This is a genomic window from Nonomuraea sp. NPDC050153, from assembly GCF_044460125.1.
Taxonomy (GTDB): Bacteria; Actinomycetota; Actinomycetes; order Streptosporangiales; family Streptosporangiaceae; genus Nonomuraea.
The window spans coordinates 213,183-231,099 of record NZ_JBITJQ010000009.1; the positions used below are offsets into that span (position 1 = coordinate 213,183).

13 protein-coding genes are annotated in these 17,917 nt (G+C 70.1%); 7 read left to right on the forward strand and 6 right to left on the reverse strand.

Features of this window, described 5'->3' with window-relative positions:
• Window positions 1-15: 15 nt before the first annotated feature.
• The 3 genes from ACIBQ1_RS23960 to ACIBQ1_RS23970 form a co-directional block, all read right to left on the reverse strand.
• Window positions 16-681 carry a DUF4097 family beta strand repeat-containing protein gene (locus ACIBQ1_RS23960; protein ID WP_397280955.1) on the reverse strand — a complete coding sequence of 222 codons (666 nt, stop codon included), beginning with the start codon at window positions 679-681 and terminating at the stop codon, window positions 16-18.
• Between the two features lie 497 nt (window positions 682-1,178).
• On the reverse strand, window positions 1,179-1,949 hold the full coding sequence (locus ACIBQ1_RS23965; RefSeq protein ID WP_397280712.1) for a hypothetical protein: 771 nt from the start codon (window positions 1,947-1,949) through the stop codon (window positions 1,179-1,181).
• 550 nt (window positions 1,950-2,499) lie between these two features.
• A complete protein-coding gene (locus tag ACIBQ1_RS23970) occupies window positions 2,500-2,622 on the reverse strand; it encodes a hypothetical protein (protein ID WP_397280714.1) in 123 nt (40 codons plus the stop codon).
• 61 nt (window positions 2,623-2,683) lie between these two features.
• Between ACIBQ1_RS23970 and ACIBQ1_RS23975 the strand changes: the two genes are divergently transcribed.
• Together ACIBQ1_RS23975 and ACIBQ1_RS23980 are read left to right on the forward strand one after the other, a co-directional pair.
• The gene (locus ACIBQ1_RS23975) at window positions 2,684-3,049 is read left to right on the forward strand and encodes a hypothetical protein (protein WP_397280957.1); all 366 of its coding nucleotides are present in this window, start codon (window positions 2,684-2,686) and stop codon (window positions 3,047-3,049) included.
• The gene (locus tag ACIBQ1_RS23980; RefSeq protein ID WP_397280716.1) at window positions 3,046-4,254 is read left to right on the forward strand and encodes a cytochrome P450; all 1,209 of its coding nucleotides are present in this window, start codon (window positions 3,046-3,048) and stop codon (window positions 4,252-4,254) included. Before ACIBQ1_RS23975 ends, ACIBQ1_RS23980 begins: the two co-directional genes overlap by 4 nt.
• 6 nt (window positions 4,255-4,260) lie before the next feature.
• Here the strand turns inward: ACIBQ1_RS23980 and ACIBQ1_RS23985 are convergent, their stop codons facing one another.
• A complete protein-coding gene (locus ACIBQ1_RS23985; protein WP_397280959.1) occupies window positions 4,261-5,265 on the reverse strand; it encodes an NAD-dependent epimerase/dehydratase family protein in 1,005 nt (334 codons plus the stop codon).
• A gap of 207 nt (window positions 5,266-5,472) precedes the next feature.
• Window positions 5,473-7,797: a right-handed parallel beta-helix repeat-containing protein gene (locus ACIBQ1_RS23990; RefSeq protein WP_397280718.1), complete on the reverse strand. Its 2,325-nt coding sequence runs from the start codon at window positions 7,795-7,797 to the stop codon at window positions 5,473-5,475.
• Window positions 7,798-8,026: 229 nt separating this feature from the next.
• On the opposite strand from ACIBQ1_RS23990, the gene ACIBQ1_RS23995 reads away from it, so the two are divergent.
• Window positions 8,027-8,929 carry a CAP domain-containing protein gene (locus ACIBQ1_RS23995; RefSeq protein WP_397280720.1) on the forward strand — a complete coding sequence of 301 codons (903 nt, stop codon included), beginning with the start codon at window positions 8,027-8,029 and terminating at the stop codon, window positions 8,927-8,929.
• Between the two features lie 118 nt (window positions 8,930-9,047).
• Here ACIBQ1_RS23995 and ACIBQ1_RS24000 read toward each other — a convergent pair whose 3' ends face one another.
• Window positions 9,048-9,320: a hypothetical protein gene (locus tag ACIBQ1_RS24000; protein ID WP_397280722.1), complete on the reverse strand. Its 273-nt coding sequence runs from the start codon at window positions 9,318-9,320 to the stop codon at window positions 9,048-9,050.
• Window positions 9,321-9,715: 395 nt separating this feature from the next.
• On the opposite strand from ACIBQ1_RS24000, the gene ACIBQ1_RS24005 reads away from it, so the two are divergent.
• Genes ACIBQ1_RS24005 through ACIBQ1_RS24020 form a run of 4 tightly spaced genes read left to right on the forward strand, consistent with a single transcriptional unit; the run spans window position 9,716 to window position 17,824 of the window.
• The gene (locus tag ACIBQ1_RS24005) at window positions 9,716-11,248 is read left to right on the forward strand and encodes a TIGR02677 family protein (RefSeq protein ID WP_397280724.1); all 1,533 of its coding nucleotides are present in this window, start codon (window positions 9,716-9,718) and stop codon (window positions 11,246-11,248) included.
• Window positions 11,245-12,396, forward strand: a complete 1,152-nt coding sequence (locus tag ACIBQ1_RS24010; protein ID WP_397280726.1) for a TIGR02678 family protein — start codon at window positions 11,245-11,247, stop codon at window positions 12,394-12,396. Before ACIBQ1_RS24005 ends, ACIBQ1_RS24010 begins: the two co-directional genes overlap by 4 nt.
• Window positions 12,393-16,532 carry a TIGR02680 family protein gene (locus ACIBQ1_RS24015; protein WP_397280728.1) on the forward strand — a complete coding sequence of 1,380 codons (4,140 nt, stop codon included), beginning with the start codon at window positions 12,393-12,395 and terminating at the stop codon, window positions 16,530-16,532. The genes ACIBQ1_RS24010 and ACIBQ1_RS24015 overlap by 4 nt, the downstream gene beginning before the upstream one ends.
• The gene (locus ACIBQ1_RS24020; protein ID WP_397280730.1) at window positions 16,529-17,824 is read left to right on the forward strand and encodes a TIGR02679 family protein; all 1,296 of its coding nucleotides are present in this window, start codon (window positions 16,529-16,531) and stop codon (window positions 17,822-17,824) included. Before ACIBQ1_RS24015 ends, ACIBQ1_RS24020 begins: the two co-directional genes overlap by 4 nt.
• The last annotated feature ends 93 nt before the right edge of the window (window positions 17,825-17,917 follow it).

Here is a 17,917-nt window from a genome sequence, read left to right on the forward strand (position 1 = left end):
TTTGGAGGCTGCGGGTCACAGGCTGCGGGCGGTGATGTCGCCGTTGGCGGTGGTGGCGTGGATGTCGAGTTCGGCGGTGCCGTCGTTCTTGAGGGCGTTGGTGATGCGGCCATAGCTTGTGCCGGCGTCCAGGGCGGCCGAGACTCCGACGGCGGCGGCGATCGAGATGTCGCCGGACTGGGTGCGGAGCACGACCGTGCCGCCGGTGGCCTCGGCGATCCGGATGTCGCCCCGTGAGGTGCTGATCTCCGCAGGGCCGCCCAGGCGGCCGACCTCGACGTCGCCGTCGGTCGCGGTGAGGCGGACGCTCGCGGCCTCGTCGATCTTGATCTGGCCGTACGCGCCGTCGAAGGCGACCTCACCGAGGCGGCCGACGGTCCGGAGTTCGGCGCTGGCCGCCTTGGCCTGGACGCGGGAGCCGGCGGGCAGCTTGACCGTCACCTCGATGGATCCGGTGGGGCCGAAGTACTGGTTCTTCGCCGCGGCGGTCTCGATCCGCAGGACGCCGTCGGCGTATTCGACCGTGGTCTGCTCGGCCGCCTTCACGTCGCGGCTCTTTGCGGCGCTCGCGGGCCGGACCTCGACCGCGGTGTCGGCCCGGTCGGCGGCGATGAACTGGACGCGGCCCGCGGGGATGTCCAGGATGGCGGAGATCGGGGCGGGGGTGTCGAACTTCTGCATCATGTGCTCCTTAAGTGCTGCGTTCTTTCGATGTCCCCACCATCGCCAACCGCTCTGATACCGGGCTGCCGCCGTCCTGACACCGCCGCTGACATACGGCGGGGAGCAGCCGGCCGGGCCTCTCGCGTTTAACTACGGGCAGCACGACGCCGCTGACCCCGTCGCCGAGATCGCCGGCCAGGTCCGTCCGCGTCGGCAGGGCCAGGCCGGTGGTGACCTGCGCGGCGACCAGTCGGGGGCGCGTCTGCCGCAGGGCTGCGGCACTTCTGTGGCTGAGGGCTTTGGGAGGGGCGCAGACTGCGGTACCTCTGTGGCTGAGGGCCTTGGGGGTAGACGCCCTTCGGGCAGAGGGGGGCGGATCGGGCGGAAGGCGGGTCAGGCGGGAGGCGGCAGATCGGCGTCGTCTTCCTCCCGTGCCGCCGTCGACGGCAGGTGGCCTCGCGCCGCCTGCCGTCCGGCCCCGACGGGTCTGCCGCTCCCAGCCCGCCATGTGTTCATCAGGACGGGCGCGGCCCTGCCAGGAGCTCGCCGACCCGGACGACCGCGAACTCGACCTGGCCCTGCCCCTCCTCCCAGTTGGCGACCAGCGTGCAGCCCTCGTCGGCGAGCAGGTCGCCGCCCGACCGCTCGGTTCCCAAGTACATCAGCCCCTCCTCGCCTCCGGTGCAGAAGAAGCTCAGGTGGGCGAACAGCTCGGGCGGCGTGAGGCCGGCCAGCGCCTCCTGCCACTCCTCGGCCGCCTCCACCTCAAAGGGAAGGAGGCTTTCGGGGCCCGTGCCGAGCGCGATGGCAACCCGAACCGCGTCGAAGAGCGTGCCGTCCGAGACCAGCCGCGGGTGGCAGACGGTCCACGTGTCGCGCAGATCGGGCGCGGCGAGGTCGTACCGCGCCAGCAGGGGAGCCAGGTCGCCGCCCAGGACCAGCCGGCCCGCGAAGCACGCCGCCGCGAGCTCCGCCTCGAACTCCGGCGGCAGCCCCGCCTTGTCGAACTCGAAGACCGACCGGCTCGCGTCGAACTCCAGCAGCGGCTCCTCCAGGTCGAAGATCGGGCAGTCCCAGACGACCGGCTCGGCGCCGCGGAGGGCGGCCGGGTTCACCCAGGCGGTGTCCTGCGCGAAGCCGAGCTCGTTGATGAGGTTGCCGCCGAAGAACGTCGCGTAGACGGCGTCGGCGTCGAAACTCGCCAGCGGACGGCCGAGCAGGATCTCAAAGGCGCCGGTCAGCTGTTCTCGCCACGGGCCCGAAATGTTCGCAGATGCGGAGTTCATTCCGGGACCATATAGGCCAGGACCGTCATTCCAGACCGGTTGGTCGGAAGCGGGCCAGCGCGTCGGCCACTGAGATGGAGGCTACGCCGCCGGTCCGGCGATTCCGGGGAGCTTCAAGGGAGCTCGCCCAGCACACCAAGCGTGACGTGCAGGTCCGGCCGGACGCGGCCCGTTTACGCCGCATTCCGTAGCACCCCTTCGAGCGCGGTCGCCGCGGCGTGCGTCGGCAGCCCGTTATCCGATGGGCCTCCGGCGGGTGGGCGCGCGAGGACGCTGCGGACCGTCTGCACGCCCAGCAGCTCGCAGATCACGAGCGCCGGAACCGGCATGGCGAACGAGGGTCAGCGGGCGGCTCCGCGGGGATCGGCCGCTCGATCGCGGCGACCGGCTGATGCAGCAGCTCGCGCCGGGCGCCGAACCGCGGATGCGCCAGGATGGCTCGGGTGACGGGGTATCCGGTGGCCACCCAGCCGAGGCGCCCGCCGGGGTAGGCCAGCCTGCCGAGTCTGGCCGTCGCTCACGGGGAGACCTCCCACCGGCGCGCCGGTGATCACCATAAAAGAGGATTATGCATGACAAATCCGGAAAATGCCATCACTAGCAATTTTTGAACCGCCCGATTTAGCATCGGCACTACCTGAACAGACATCTGCGATTCCTTCAGCAGGCTCACGCCCTCAGCAAAGGTATGTATGGCACAGGTCGCGGTAGTTCGTGGTGGACCGGTTGGGCTCATGCTCGCGTGCGAGGTGGCGCCGCACGATGTACCGGTGGGGGTGCTTGAGCGATTGCCCGAAATCAAGACACACCCAAAGGTCGAGGGCATAACCGGCCGGGCCATTGACATCTTGGATCGTCGCGGTCTCATGAACGGAATCGACGGGGCCCACGTCCACATGCCCGGTTCGGTGCCGAAACGAGCACCCAGCGGGTTCCTCGGTGGGCACCGGTACGGAGATCAGATGGGCGATGGTCCCGCCGTAGCCGAAGGCGGAGGCCGCGGCACGGCGCGGGTGCACGGAGTCGGGCCAGGATGTCGGCTCGTCGTTTCCGATCACATCGCCGGGGTGGCGTCCGACTCAGACGGGGAAGCGCAATGAGTACATCCGAGCAGGACATCACCGCGACGCCGGCCTTCCCCATGGAGCGGACCTGCCCGTTCGCACCGCCGGACGAATATCAGCGGATGCGTGCCACCGCGCCGGTCGTCCGGGCCGTCCTGCCCAACGGCGCACCGGTCTGGGCGGTCACCCGCTACGCCGAGGCGCGGCAGATCCTCAGTGACCCGAGGATCAGCTCGAACACCGGACGCCCTGAACGGCCTCGCGGACCCGACGACGATCGCCCCGACGACGGCTTCTTCGTCGACATGGATCCACCGGAACACAGCCGGTTCCGGCGGTTGCTGATCTCAGAGCTCGGTGCCCGTCCGATGGACGCCATGCGGCCGGCCCTCCAGCGAATCGCCGATACAGCGATCGACGAGTTACTGGAGGCCGGGGCGCCCGCCGACCTCGTCGGTTCGTACGCGCGCCGGGTTCCGTCGCGAGTCCTCTGCGAGTTGTTCGGCATCCCGGCCGGCGACCACGAGTTCTTCGAGTCGCGGCTGCGGATGCTGTCAGTAACGAGTATGGATCCGAGTGTGGCGGCCCAGGCGTCCAGGGACGTTCGCGACTATTTGCGCGAACTAATCCGCAGCGCAGAGCGTGAACCGCACAAGGGAATGATCCGGCGGCTGGCCGCCAGACACCTGCCCACCGGCGAGCTGACCACGGACGAGCTGATCAACATCGGCTTTCTCCTGCTGCTCGCGGGTTACGACTCGCCTGCGAATACGATCTCCCTAGGCGTACTCACGCTGCTGCGGCACCCAGCGCAGCTTGCCGCGTTGCGCGCCGACCCGAGCCTGCTGCCGGGCGCGATCGAGGAGCTGCTGCGCTTCCACTCGGTGCAGGACTGGGTCAGCTTCGACCGGATCGCGACCGACGACATGGATATCGGCTCTGCGCGGATCCGCGCCGGTGATCGTCTGACGGTGCTGGCCGCATCCGCCAATCGTGATGTACGGGCGTTCGAGAACCCCGATAAGTTCGACATCCGCCGGTCCGCCCACCACCACGTTGCCTTCGGCCACGGGGTACACCAGTGCATCGGCCGCAACCTCGCCCGCGCCGAGCTGCAGATCGCCTACGGCACGCTGCTGACCCGGATACCGACGCTGCACCTGGCGATCGGGTTCGAGGAGTTGTCCTTCGCCGACGACGCCCCGTTCTTCGGGCTGCACGCGATGCCTGTCGCCTGGTAGTGCCGCCTACGCGCCGGCGACATAGGCGTCCTCGGCCGCATAGGGGAACCAGAGGTCGGGGCCGTGGCGAACGACGAGATCAGGGAAGACATCCTGCCAGCCTCCGCCGCCCGCCTCGGCCTCGGATACGGCGAGGGCGGCCCATTCGATGTCCTGGCGCAGCGCGTCGTCGTAGGAGACGGCAGGGCGGTATCCGAGCTCGGCACGGGCTCTGTCCAGACTGAACACGATCGGCTCCGGCACATTCCACGGATTGAAACCCAGGCCGTCCGGACGCGACGGACCCGCGAAGGTGACGATCTCTGCCTCGTGGCCCATGACGGCGAAGATCCTGGCGCCGATCTCGGCGACGGTCAGCGGGTCGTCGGCGATGTTGAGGACCCGGGCCGCCGGGTGCTGCGCGCACAGATATACCAGCTCGGCGACGTTCGCGACCGCCGTGGTGGGGAACCGGCTCCGCCCGTCCTGGGCGAGTACGACGTGCGGCCGCTTGTCCAGCGCCCGCTTGATGAACGACCAGTGATCCAGCGATTTGCCGTACGGGCCGTGCAGCACGCCCGTCCGCAGAATGCTGACCGGCAGGCCGGGCGTCGCCAGCAGGCAGCGCTCCAGCGCCGCCTTCCCCGCCGGATAGTCGTGGGTGTCGCGCTCGACCGTCGGCCACGTCTCCGGGATCGGCACCGGCAGGCCGGGAGCCTTGTAGACCGCTCCCGTCGAGATGACCACCAGCGAGCCGACGCGGCCGGCCAACTGGGCGAGCTGCGCACCGTGGTATGGGGTGAATGCGACCGTGTCCAGGACCAGATCGTGGCCGTCGAGGGCATCGAGCAGCGCCTTGGTGTCGGCCCGGTCGACCTGGACCGACACCACCCCGTCCAGCTCCACGGCGTCCGGACGGGGTCGGCGCTGCCCAAGGGTCACCGCATACCCGGCCGCGGCGAGCCGGGCGGCTGTGGCCCGCCCGATCTGCCCCGTGCCTCCGATGACAAAGGCGCTTCGATCATGGACCATCACCAGCCGATATTAACCCGCCGCAGTCGAACGCCCAGGTTCGTCACGACAAGCGAGCCAACGCGGCCGAGAATCACGATCACCATGGTCGCAGGACCTGCGGCACGGTGCCGCCACCCTGGCTCCAGCCCGAAGCCGAGGATCCTCGGCTTGCCACGACCGCTGCCGCGCACGACCCTGCGGGCCGGGACGTCAACGTCGAGGCGGTTACTGCTGGTCGGCCACCACGACGTCGTCGAGGTGGAGTGAGTTGCCGACGCTGCCGCCGGCGCTCCTCACCTCCAGCGTGACGGTGGCGGTCGCCGGGGGCGCGGTGAGCTGCGCGGTGAACTCCTGCCAGTTCGTGCTCAGGCCACCGAGCGGAACTTGGTCGGTCTGCAGAAGCTGCTGGTCGGCGTCGAGCCACAGCACGCTGAGGGTCGCGGCGGAAATCCCGGGAGTGCCCTGCCTGGCCCACACGCTGACCCGCTTGGCGCCTGGGGTGGCCGTGAATCCGGGCCAATTGCCGAGCTGCACACCCCATCCTCCGCCCTGGGTGACATCGATCTGCAACCCGTAGGCTCCCGCATGGGCCGCGTTGGCGGCTCTTTGCACAGAGCTGCTGTACCAGGCGCTCCATTGGCCGACTGAGCCTTCGAGCGTCGCGGTGTCGACGTCGAGGGCATTGGGCACGGGAGGCGGTTCCGTCACGCCGTTGAGGGTGCTGCCCGCATCCTGGTTGTAGGGGGCGGAGCGCCAGGCGTTCCATGAGATCGTCTCGCCCCACCCCTTGGCGAACTTCCAATCGCCGACGTAGGTGTTGTCGTGGAAGCTGTTTCCGCCGGTGAGCATGACATTTTGCTGGATCTCCGCGACCGTGTAGGGCATCCACGGCAGGTTGTTCTCGCCCTGGGCGTACAGGGCCTGCGCACCGCAGTAGGTTCCGGCACAGGGCACGGTCGACTTGTCGAACCGGAACTCGTTGCCGAACACCTTGACGTTGCGCGAGTGCCAGCGGCAGTCGCTGCGGTAAGGCTCGTTCGCGATGGATGTGTAGCAGGGGTGGGTGGCGTTGGTGGGGTCGAGATAGTCGTAGTCGTAAGGCGGCGGAATCACCGTGGGAGCGACGAACGGCGTGCAGTAGGTCTTGCTGGTGTTCCCATTGGAGTTGCAGAAGCGATTGGTGTTCTCGAAGATCGAGATGCCGGAGAAGTTGTCCTCGAAGTAGTTGTCGTTGATGTTGAGATCCGGGCTGCCGCTTGTGTCGCTCGCGAGCCGGGCGTCACCGCCTGATTCCGAGATGTAGATCGCCGGCGCCGGTGAGCCCAGGTTCTCGTTGCCGCTGACCCAGGCGTTTCGCTTGAAGACGTTGCGGGTGATGGTGGCGTTGTAGCTGATCTCGTACCAGAGGCCGATGCTCTCGTTGTGCTCGATCCAGTTGCGGTCGAAGAGGAAGTCGATGTTGTTGGTGTCGGCCCAGAGGCCGACGCTCAGGTTGTCGTGTACGTAGTTCTCCGTGACGGTGGCTCCTTCGACATCCCAGAACTTCACGCCGCCGGTGCAGCCGCACCCTTCGATCTCGGCCTCCCAGTCGTCCTGGTTGTTGCCGACGATCTCGTTGTTGTGCACGACGATGTCCTTGATCGCCGAGTCGCCCTCGACCTGCGGCTTGTACATGCTGATGCCGTACTGGCCGTTGTCCTTCAGGCAGCTGTGGCGGATCGTGTTGGCGTCTCCGAGGAACACCGCCGCGCCATCGTTGTGGTGCGCGTAGAGGTACTCCATCACCCAGCCGCTACTCGCGTCGTGGTTGATGACGCCTTCGTTGTTGTTGTCCTTGCCGCGGCCGAAGTTGCGGACCTCGAGGTAGGCGATGCGCACATTGGAGGCGGCGCCGGAGAAGGCGTAAAGATTGGTGTTCATGCCGTCCAGGACGGCGCCTGGAGCTCCTATGTAGACGCTGTTGCTACCAGGGATGATCTGGCTGAATTCTCCATCGCCCAGAGTATGCGTGCCCGGGGCGAACCAGTAGGTCTTGCCGACCTGGTCGAAGTCGAAGCCCTTGTTGTCGCCCGCCGGGACCACTATGGCGCCTGCCGGCGCGCTGGACGGTCCGCCTTCCCACGGGGCGCTGTCGCAGACTTGTAAGGCGGCCGGTAATTCGGTGTACCAGCCGCCAGATGCGAGCTCTGCCGGGGCGGCGGCGCTGGCGGCCTGCCCGACCAAGAGATTGGCGATGGCGACCACGGCGAGTAACGCGCCCACGACAACCGAACGTCGCATGGATTCTCCCGTCCTACCGGTAACGTTGTTGCCAGCGAAGAGTAGCGTCGAAGATCGCCCGTAGGTAGGCGATCGACGTCCAGGCTCCCGGTCGATGGCGGCGATGGCCGCCTTGACCTTGGGATCCACCTTGGCCGTGACCAGGAAGTGCACGCCCTGGCCGCGGCAGGCGCCCACGGCGTGACCGACCTCAACGACCAGCGGACCGTCCGCCGAAAACCCGTCGTCGCCGGCAGGCTCAGCGAATACCACCACGTCGCTCAACCGCATCGTCCGATGCATAGCCGCGCGTCCGTCTCGTCAGACTTGGCGCAGAGGACCGGCACAGGACCATCGTCTTGCGCCACCCCATACACAGGACGCCGAGGTGCCGTGGAGCCCTCTTGGGCGATCGGTTGAGATTACTCACAGGGCGAAATGTCCGTATTGTCATGACAAGTCGGTAATGGGTCGGGCAGAATGCGGGACCACCAGCGTCTCCCTCCACGGAGGAAACCTCATGCGTCGACCCCTTGGAGTGCTCGCCGTCGTCGCCGGCCTCACCTCCTGCGCCCCGTCCACCGGTGGGGCGGCCGGAGCGGCACCCGAGGTGACCGCACCGGCGGACGGCGCGGCGCCGGCCTCGACACCGACGCAGACCAAGGAGGAGGCTCCCGAGCCGACCTCCGAATCGGACGAGTGCCGCGTGAGCGTGGCCAGCCCCGGCATCTCCACGCTCATGATCCAGACCTCGGCCGTCCGCCGCGGCTGTGTGCGCCCGGCGCTGCTGCGCATCCGAGTCAAGCGCGCCGTCCCCGGCGACGATCCGGTCGTCAAAAGCGGCGCCACCAGGAAGGGCCGCATCACCCTGAAGATGCCCTGCAAGCCGGGCACGTACTACGCGGTCGCCACCGACTACCGGGGCGGCACCGCCAAGTCCAAGGCCGTACGGCTGACCTGTGTCACCCCCACCCCCACGACGCGGCAGACGGGGGCGCCGCCGGTTTCCGAGGGAAAGGAGGCCCTCACCTCCGTCGGTACCGCGTTGGAGAACGAGGTCGTCCGGCTGACCAACGCCGAGCGGGCCAAGGGCGGCTGCGACCCGCTCAAGCACGACGCGCGGCTGCGCAGGGCGGCGTTCGGGCACTCGGCCGACATGGCGAAGAACGACTATTTCGACCACGACTCCCAGGACGGCCGCGACATGGTCGACCGCATTCGTGCGACCGGCTTCACCGGCTCGACCTTGGCCGAGAACATCGCCATGGGGCAGCGGTCGGCGGCCGAGGTCGTCAAGGGCTGGATGAACAGCGATGGCCACCGGCAGAACATCATGAACTGCTCGTACACCCTCATCGGGGTGGGCGCGGCCAAGGACGCGCAGGGGCAGATCTACTGGACGCAGGACTTCGCCGCCGGCTGATTCCCAGCCTGCTTGTTCGTGTCGCACGACCTGGGCATCGGGGTTCGAACTGCGCCTCTCCCGATACCGGAAGCCGGTGTGCTGACCGGCTCCGAGCTCGCGGGCCACGGATACGCGGTCACGAGGGATCTCTGTCCTCGTCGACGCCGTGCAGGTGGTCCTCGAAGGTGGGGTGCCGATCTGCCATACGCGACCACACGATCAAGGTAGCCAGTCGGAAGGGAGCCAGTACGAGCCTGAGCACTCGACGCCCCAGCCGACGGATCAGTCTGAAGAGTTCCCTGAGCGCCTCCCGGGGGCGTCCCAAGGCCGCAACGGCCAGGATGAAGGCCATGCCGCCGAAACTGATCCCTCCGAAGTCGTCGGGGTCGTCTCGCTCCTTCTTGCTCACGGCGCGGAACTGACGGCCGGGGACACGAACGTGCTGCCGCGCGTCACGGATCCTCCCAAGCCAGTCCGGTGAACGAAGATCGGGCCCGCCATAACGCCAAGCCTACGTCGGCAAAGAGGCGCAGCAGGCCGCGGCCGTCAAGGCCACCGACCCGGTGGGAGTGTGCGGCGAGCGCCGGCGCTTCTGGATCGGGGCCTTCACCGGTAACTGAGTACGAGCACGCACCGAGCACGTTACTGTCCAGTGGGTCGCCCTACGTTCTGTCCGAAAGGCGGCCCAGACCGCACGCGGCTGCCATCGGGTGACGTGGTGGCGGGGAAAGATATTCCTCACCTCCCCCGGGTCTGTCGTCGACATGGGACACGACCTCCCCTTTGGGAAGGGAAACTGTCGGTATGGCATTTCCGTCTCAGGAGCATCAGCCCTTCGCTCACCTGAGCGTGCCCAACGCGACCTTCTACCGGGAGATCCTGCGTTCCTTCGCGCGCGCGAAGGAACGTTTCATCGTGCATCTGCGGCCCGAGGACGTGGCGGCGGAGCTGCGGCGGGACAACGACGACGCGCTCGCGCAGGCGCTGGACAAACTCCGGGAATGGGGCAACCTGCGGGCCGACGCCGACACCGGCAGGGTCACGAGCGTGGAGGACTTCCACCGCAAGCGGTATCTGTTCCAGCTCACGCATGCGGGGCAGGCTGCCGAGCAGGCGATCGCGTTCTACGAGGATGCCATCGGGAAGCGCGGGGCGCTGCAGTCGGTGGCGCTGGGAGACATCGCCGAGCAGTTGCAGTCGCTGGCCGCCCTGGCTCGTGATCCGGATCCCGACCCGGCGCGCGTACACCTCCTGCTGCTGTCCCTGTCCGATCGGTTCTCGTCCCTGGCGGACAACGCGCAGGCGTTCATGGCCTCGTTACGGCGCGCGATCGACTTCTCCGACGGTGACGTGGCGGCGTTCATCGCCTACAAGGAGCGGCTGATCGACTACATCAACCGTTTCATCGCCGACCTCGCCAACTCCGGCGCGCGGATCGCCACGCTCCTGGGCGAACTGGAGAAAGGCGACCATGATCGGCTGCTGCGGCTGGCCGCGCGGCGAGAGGCCGCCGACGCGGTGCCCGACGAGGAGGACGCGGCGGAGGCGTACATCAGAGCCGAGGAAGCGGCGTTCGCCTCCTGGTCGAATCGCTGGCGCGGGCTCCAGGACTGGTTCGTCTCCACGGGCGCCGGCCGGCCGTCGCAGGCGCGGCTGCTGCGCCAGGCGGCGATCACGGCGATCAAGCAGCTCATCGATGCGGTCGGGCTGCTGAACGAGCGGCGATCCGGGCGCTCCGATCGGTCCGCGGACTTCCGGGCGCTGGCGCGCTGGTTCGCCGAGGCGCCTGACGAGGAGGCGGCGCATCGGTTGTGGCGGGCGGCGTTCGGGTTGACCCCGGCCCGGCATCTGACGGTGACAGCCGCGACCCTGGACGAATGGCGCGAGGTCAAGTCCGGAGTTCCCTGGCCGGAGGCGCCGCCGATCAGGATCTCGCCGCAGCTTCGCCGTACCGGCTCCTATGAGCGGCGCGGCAGGCCGAACAAGGTGGCCGACCGCTCCCAGGCACGTAGGCTGCTGCTGGAGCAGGCCGAGCGGGAGGCGAGCGAGACGGCCGCCGCCCGGGCGGCCCTGCGGACCGGTGGCCCGGTCCTGCTGTCGGAGCTGGACGTGCTCGATCCGCGAGCGTTCCGGCTGTTCCTGGGGCTGCTCGGCGACGCGCTCGCCGCTCGCCGCCCCGGGGAGACGGAGGTGAAGACGGTGAGCGCCGACGGCTCGATGGAGGTGCGCCTGACGCTCGTCCCCGACGGGGGCCAGGTGGAGATCCGTACGGAGGACGGCGTGCTCACCGGACCCGAGCACGTGATAGAGATCACCGACCTGATGGCGGCGCGATGATCTCCGACGAGGAGCAGGCCCAGCGGCGGGCCGCGCTGCGTGCGCTGCTGACCAGGCCGCTGCTGACCGCCGAACGCGACCCCGAGGCGCTGGTGCTGGTCCGGCGGCATGTGACCGAGCTGCGCGACTGGCTCTCACGCGAGACCGGCTGGCGGCTGACGGTGGACTCGGGTGCGGCGCGGCTGTTCAAGACCGCCTCTGACACGCGGGACGCGACCCACCCGGCGCGGGGCAAGGCGGGAGAGCCATACGGCCGGCGCCGTTATGTGCTGATCTGCCTGGCTCTGGCGACGCTCGAACGGGCGGACGCGCAGACCACGCTCGGCCGGCTGGCCGAGGAGGTGCTGTCGTCCGCGGCCGAACCCGAGCTGGACTTCGACTTCACCCTCGACAACCGCGCCGAGCGGACCGACCTGGTGGCCGTGGTGCGCACCCTGCTGGATTGGGGGGTGCTGCGCAGGGTCGCGGGCGACGAGGACGCCTACCTGTCCGCGACCGGCGACGTGTTGTACGACGTGCGCAGGCCGGTGCTGGCCGCGCTGCTCACCGGCGCGCGGGGGCCGTCCACGATCACCGCGCTCTCGTTCGAGGACCGGCTCGCCGAGCTGACGGCCGAGCCGGTCGCCGACACTGACGACCTGCGCAACCAGGCTCTGCGTCGCAGGCTGACCCGCAAGCTGCTGGAGGACCCGGTGATCTATTTCGCCGACCTCGACGAGGCCGAGCGCGCCTACCTGGTCTCCCAGCGGCATGCCATCGTCCGCCGGCTGGAGGAGGCGACCGGGTTGGTGGCCGAGGTGCGCGCGGAGGGCATCGCGATGGTCGATCCCGACGATGAGCTGACCGACGTCCGCATGCCGGAGCAGCGCACCGACGGTCACGTGACGCTGCTGGTCGCCGAGCAACTGGCCACCCACGGCGAGCTGACGATGGAGGAGCTGAAGTCCTTCGTCCGGCGGGCGGCCCGTGAGCACGCCTCCTTCTGGCGCAAGGGCGTGACGGAGCCGGGAGCCGAGGATGGACTGCTGTCAGGGGCGCTGGCCAAGCTCACGGCGCTGCGGCTGGTCCGCGTCACCGAGGACGCGGCCATAGGACTGCCCGCCATCGCTCGATACGCCCTGGACGAACCCGTTATCAAAGGACAATGATGCCGCCTTCCCCGACCTCCGAACGCTGGAAGCCGCTGCGCGCCGGGCTCGTCGACCTGTTCTACTACGACGTGGAGGAGTTCCACTTCCACGACGGTCGCCTGCTGCTGCGCGGCAACAACGGTACCGGCAAGTCCAAGGTGCTGGCCCTGACGCTGCCGTTCCTGCTCGACGGGGAGCTGGCCCCGCATCGGGTCGAACCGGACGGCGACCGGCAGAAGCGCATGGAGTGGAACCTGCTGCTGGGCGGCAAGCACCCGCATCCCGAGCGGCTGGGCTACGCGTGGATGGAGTTCGGCCGCCGGGCGGCGGACGGTTCCGAGGAGTTCCGTACGATCGGGTGCGGGCTGAAGGCGGTCAAGGACCGCGGCATCGTCCGGCATTGGTTCTTCCTCACCCCGCAACGCGTCGGCGCGGAGCTCCATCTGCTCTCTTCCACCGGGGTGGTGCTCACCCGGGAGAAGCTGCGTGACGCCGTCGAAGGCCGGGGCATGGTGTACGACCGGGCCGCCGACTATCGCAGGGCCGTGGACGAGGCTCTGTTCGGACTCGGCGAGCACCGTTACGAGGCTCTGGTGAACCTCCTCATCCAGCTACGCCAGCCGCAGCTGTCCAAGAAGCCGGATGAGAAGCTGCTGTCCCGCGCCCTCACCGAGGCGCTGCCGCCGCTCAGTCCCGCCCTGATCGCCACGGTCGCCGAGGCGTTTCGCGGCCTGGACGAGGAGCGGGACGCCCTGCGCGGGCTGGCGGAGGCGCGCGAGGCGGCGGCGGGCTTCCTGGTCCATTACCGCCGGTACGCCGCCATCGCGGCCAAGCGCAAGGCCGCTGTACCGCGACTGGCGCACAGCCGCTACGAGCATCTGGGCCGCGACCTCGGCGAGGCCGAGGGTCGCCACGCCGCGGCGGAGGCAGAGCTGGCGGCGGCCCAGCAGGTGCTGGAAGAGCTGGAGGCACAGCGGACCCTGCTGGAGGCGCGCCGCGACGCCCTCCGGCAGAGCCCGGAGATGCGTGACGCGGAACGGCTCAAGCGGACCGGTCAGGAGGCCGAGCGGCTGGCCGACCACGCCCGCCGCTGCGCGCGGGAACGGGACCGCCTCACAGTCGAGGCACAGCGCCGCGAGCAGCGCGCCCGCACGGCCCGGGACAAGGCCGACGCGGCAGGCCACGGCCTTGGCCAGGCGAGGGACCTGACCATGTCGGCCGCCAGTGCGGCGCGATGCGAGCCCGAGACCGCCCGCCTCGCACCGTCCGAGCCCGATCACCTCATCACCGCCGACCAGCAGGAGCTGGCGCGGATCAGGCGAGCGGCGGAGGAGCTGGCGGACCGCCAGGAACAGGCGATCGTCGAGCTGGAGCGGCTCATCGACGGCGTCCGGCAGGCTCAGGAGCGTATGAGGTCCGCGCGCACCGAGGTGGACCGGCTGACCGCGGAGACGCAGGCCGTCGCCCAGCGCGTCGCCGACGCCGAGGAGGCGGTGAGCGGAGCGGTCACCGGGCTCGTCCAGGAATACACCCTCTACCTGGCCGGTCTTGTCGAGCTGCAGTTGGACGACCCCGACGAGGTGATCGCGGCGCTGGAGTCCTGGGCCGCCTCCACTGACGGCCCCAACCCGGCCGCGAGCGCCGTGGGCGACGCGGCCAGAGCGGCCACCGACGCGCTCGGCCGGTTGGGCGCGGAACTGGACTCCGGGTTGGTGGAGGCGACGGGGGCCGCCGCGGACCTGTCGGAGGAGATCTCGCGGCTGGAGGCAGGCAGCCACGAGGCGCCGCCTCCCCCTCACACGCGCGACCCCGCCACCCGCCTCGGCCGTCCCGGCGCGCCCCTGTGGAAGGTGGTGGACTTCGCCGGTGCCCTGCCTGCCGACCACCGGGCCGGGCTGGAGGCGGCGCTGGAGGCCGCCGGGATCCTGGATGCCTGGGTGACGCCGGACGGGACGTTGCTGGCCGAGGACGACACCGTCGTCGTGGCCGGCGAGCCGCTGACCGGCCCGTCCTGCGTCGCCGTCCTGCGGCCGGCCGTGGACCGGGCCGATCCTCAGGCCGCGGCGCTGGCCGACGGCGCCGTGGAGGCCGTGCTGTCGGGCATCGGGCTCGGATCCGGCCACGCTCGCCGGACATGGGTGGCGGTGGACGGCCGATGGGCGAACGGCGTGCTCACCGGATCGTGGCACAAAGGTGAGGCCCGCTACATCGGCGAGGGCGCGAGAGAGGAGGCGCGGCGGACCCGGCTGGCGACGCTCCGCAGGGAGCTGGACCAGGTGAATCGGCGGATCGACGACCTGCGCGGCCGGCTTGAGTCGCTCGCCACGCGCAGGGACAGGCTCGCCGCGGAACACCGCGGCCTGCCGCTGGACGCCGACCTGCGGGAGGCGCACGTCAAGCGCGCCACCGCGTACGAACGGCGGGACGAGATCGACGCCGCGCATGCCGCGGCGGCCCAGCTGCTCCGCGACCGGCAGGACGAGCTCCGGGACGCGGGCATCCGGGCCGAGGAGTTCGCCGCGGACGTCGGCCTGCCCGCCGAGCTCGGCCCGCTCGGCGAGGTCAAGGCCGCGCTCACCCGCTACCGGCTGGCCCTGGCCCAGCTGTGGCCCGCCGTACATGCCTGGCGCGACGCGTACGAGAGCGCCGCGGACGCCGAAGAGGAGCTCGGCCGGACGAAAGAGCAGCTCGACGATGCCGCCGAACTGGCCGCGAAGGCAGGCGAGGAGGCAGACGTCGCGGCCGAGGCGTACCGCACCCTGGCCGCGACCGCCGGCGCCGCGGTCGAGGAGCTGTTCAGCCGGCTCGACCAGGTGGAGCGCGAGCTGAGCGAGCGTGCCATCGCCGAGCGCGCCACCCGCCTGCGCGAGCAGAATGCCCTGCAAGAGCGCGGCAAGGCCGAGGGCGAGCGCGACAACCTGCGTAAACAGATCGAGGAGGCGGCCACGGCACGCGACGCCGCCGTGCGCGGGTTCCAGTCGTTCGCCGCCACCGGCCTGCTGAATGTCGCGCTCGCCGACCTGGACGTGCCTGACACGGGCGGCGAATGGGCGGCGACGCCCGCCGTGCTCCTGGCCAGGACGGTCAACGCCGAGCTCGACTCCGTGGACGACGGCGACGGCCCTTGGGATCGGGTGCAGAAGAAGGTCGCCGAGGAGCACAAGTTGCTGTCGGACGCCATGGCGAGGCACGGGCACTCCGTCGGACTGACTCTGCGCGACGGGGTCATGATCGTGGACGTGGTCTTCCAGGGCCGTACCAGGGACATGCCCGAGCTGGCCGGGGCGCTGGCCGAGGAGACCGAGCAGCGCGCTCAGCTCCTGTCGGCCAAGGAACGCGAGATTCTGGAGAACCACCTGCTCAACGAGGTCGCCGGCACGCTGCATGAGCTGATCGCCGCGGCCGAATCCGAGGTCCAGGAGATGAACGCCGAGCTGGAGTCCCGCCCCACCTCCACCGGCATGCGGCTGCGCCTGATCTGGAAGACGGCCAGGAACGCCCCCGACGGGCTCGACCGGGTCAGGGGCAAGCTCCGCCAGACCGTGGACGCCTGGTCCACCGCCGATCGGTCCGCCGTCGGCGCGTTCCTGCAGGAGCGGATCGCCCGCGAACACGCCGACAACCCAGCCGCGGGCTGGACCGAGGCATTGACCAAGGCGCTGGACTATCGCACCTGGCACGAGTTCGCGATCCAGCGGCTCCAGGACGGGCAGTGGCGAGCCGCGACCGGTCCCGCCTCCGGCGGCGAGCGGGTGCTGGCGGCGTCGATGCCGCTGTTCGCCGCCGCCTCGGCCCACTACAAGTCCGCGGGCAACCCGCACGCGCCGCGCCTGGTCGCGCTGGACGAGGCGTTCGCCGGGGTCGACGACGACTCCCGGGCCAAGTGTCTCGGCCTGCTGGCCACGTTCGACATGGACGTGGTGATGACCAGCGAGCGCGAGTGGGGCTGCTACCCGCAGGTCCCCGGCCTGGCGATCTGCCAGCTGTCGCGCCGTGACGGCATCGACGCCGTGCTGGTGACGCCCTGGCGGTGGGACGGGCGCGAACGGCGGCGGGTGGAACGCCCTGCCATCACGGTGCCCGCGCTGTCCACCGCACCCCCCGTGCGGCAGGACGGCTTGTTCGGCATGGATGAGGACGGTGTGCCCGGTTGAGCGACGGCGACACGGACGGCTCCGTGACAGGCGACGGGGCGAGCGAGAGGCTGGTGCGGCTGCTGGGCGGCGATGAGATCGCCTGGCTGGTCGACCGGACCCGCCACCGTCTGGAGCAGGGCAAGCCACTGACCGGGACGGTGACGCTCACGGCCGCGACCCCGGCCCAGCGCCGGGCGGCCGAGGTACTGCTCGGCCGGCGCGCGGGAGCCGGCCTCTCGCTGTCGGTCTCCTTGGACGAGGTGGACCGCGTCTTGCGAGCCAGTGGTGTCACCGCGGACGGGCTGCGCGAAGCCGTCGTCCGGCTGCGCGGCCCGATCCGGGATCTGCCCGGCGAGCAGGCTGCGCGGACGGCGGCCTGGGAACGGGCTTTCGCCAGGCTCGACGCGCTCGTCGCCGACCGGCCCGAGCTGTCGAGGTGGCGATCGTGGCTGGAGTCCACCGGCTTGGTCAGAAGGCTCGCCGCCACGGCCGGAGAGGCACGTACCCTGCTCGACCGGCTGAGTGCCGTGCTGGAGCGGCTGCCGTCGCCGGGCACGCCCCTCGGCAGGTTGGCGGCCGAGACCTGCGGCGACGCACACGGTCTGGACGAAGGACGCCCGCTGGCGACCCTCGCCCTGTCCGCGGCACGCGCCCTGTCCGGCCTGCCGTACGCGGGCGAGGGCGGCGCGGACGCCCGCCGCTCAGCCTGGGCCGCGGTCGGCGTGCACCTCGACGACCTGTCCTCTCTCGTGCTCTGCCTGGGGCTGCCAGGTGACGACCGCTCCCCCACCGGACGTATGCTCAGCGCCGCCAGAGCGGCGGGCGAGCCGTGCGTGCTGACCCTGCGCCAGCTGCGCCGGCACGAGTCCCCCTTTTCCGCGGGCCTGGTCAGGATCTGTGAGAACCCGGTGGTGGTGGCCGCGGCAGCCGACGAGCTCGGAGCCTCCTGCCCGCCCCTGGTATGCGGGGGCGGGCGGCCGTCGACGGCTGTCTGGCGGCTGCTGGACCTCCTCTCGGCCGGGGGCGCGACGTTCGCCTACCACGGCGACTTCGACTGGGGCGGGATCGCCATCGCCGCCTCGGTCCACGAACGGCTCGGGTTCCTGCCGTGGCGCTTCGACGCCGCCTCCTACCAAGCCGTGCCCTCGTCGGCGCCGCTGTCCGGTCAGGCCCGCCCGACCCCCTGGGATCCCGGGCTCACCGTGGCGATGGAGCAACGCGGCGTACGGGTCGAGGAAGAGCTCGTGCTCGCCGAGTTGATCGCCGACCTGGTCCCGAAGGAGCGTGGCGGGCATCGGAGGCCCAGATGACACCTCTCTCGTATTCAGGTGATCCCGACGCCCTGCGCGTGCTCCCCCGATCCGCCCGCGGGTACCCGTGAACGCAGGTCTACGAAACCAGAT

Excerpts from the sequence above, each read along its gene's own strand:
- ACIBQ1_RS23960 (WP_397280955.1), bottom strand. The coding sequence starts at position 681 with ATGCAGAAGTTCGACACCCCCGCCCCGATCTCCGCCATCCTGGACATC.
- ACIBQ1_RS23965 (WP_397280712.1), bottom strand. The coding sequence starts at position 1,949 with ATGAACTCCGCATCTGCGAACATTTCGGGCCCGTGGCGAGAACAGCTG.
- ACIBQ1_RS23975 (WP_397280957.1), top strand. The coding sequence starts at position 2,684 with ATGCTCGCGTGCGAGGTGGCGCCGCACGATGTACCGGTGGGGGTGCTT.
- ACIBQ1_RS23980 (WP_397280716.1), top strand. The coding sequence starts at position 3,046 with ATGAGTACATCCGAGCAGGACATCACCGCGACGCCGGCCTTCCCCATG.
- ACIBQ1_RS23985 (WP_397280959.1), bottom strand. The coding sequence starts at position 5,265 with ATGGTCCATGATCGAAGCGCCTTTGTCATCGGAGGCACGGGGCAGATC.
- ACIBQ1_RS23990 (WP_397280718.1), bottom strand. The coding sequence starts at position 7,797 with ATGCGGTTGAGCGACGTGGTGGTATTCGCTGAGCCTGCCGGCGACGAC.
- ACIBQ1_RS23995 (WP_397280720.1), top strand. The coding sequence starts at position 8,027 with ATGCGTCGACCCCTTGGAGTGCTCGCCGTCGTCGCCGGCCTCACCTCC.
- ACIBQ1_RS24005 (WP_397280724.1), top strand. The coding sequence starts at position 9,716 with ATGGCATTTCCGTCTCAGGAGCATCAGCCCTTCGCTCACCTGAGCGTG.
- ACIBQ1_RS24010 (WP_397280726.1), top strand. The coding sequence starts at position 11,245 with ATGATCTCCGACGAGGAGCAGGCCCAGCGGCGGGCCGCGCTGCGTGCG.
- ACIBQ1_RS24015 (WP_397280728.1), top strand. The coding sequence starts at position 12,393 with ATGATGCCGCCTTCCCCGACCTCCGAACGCTGGAAGCCGCTGCGCGCC.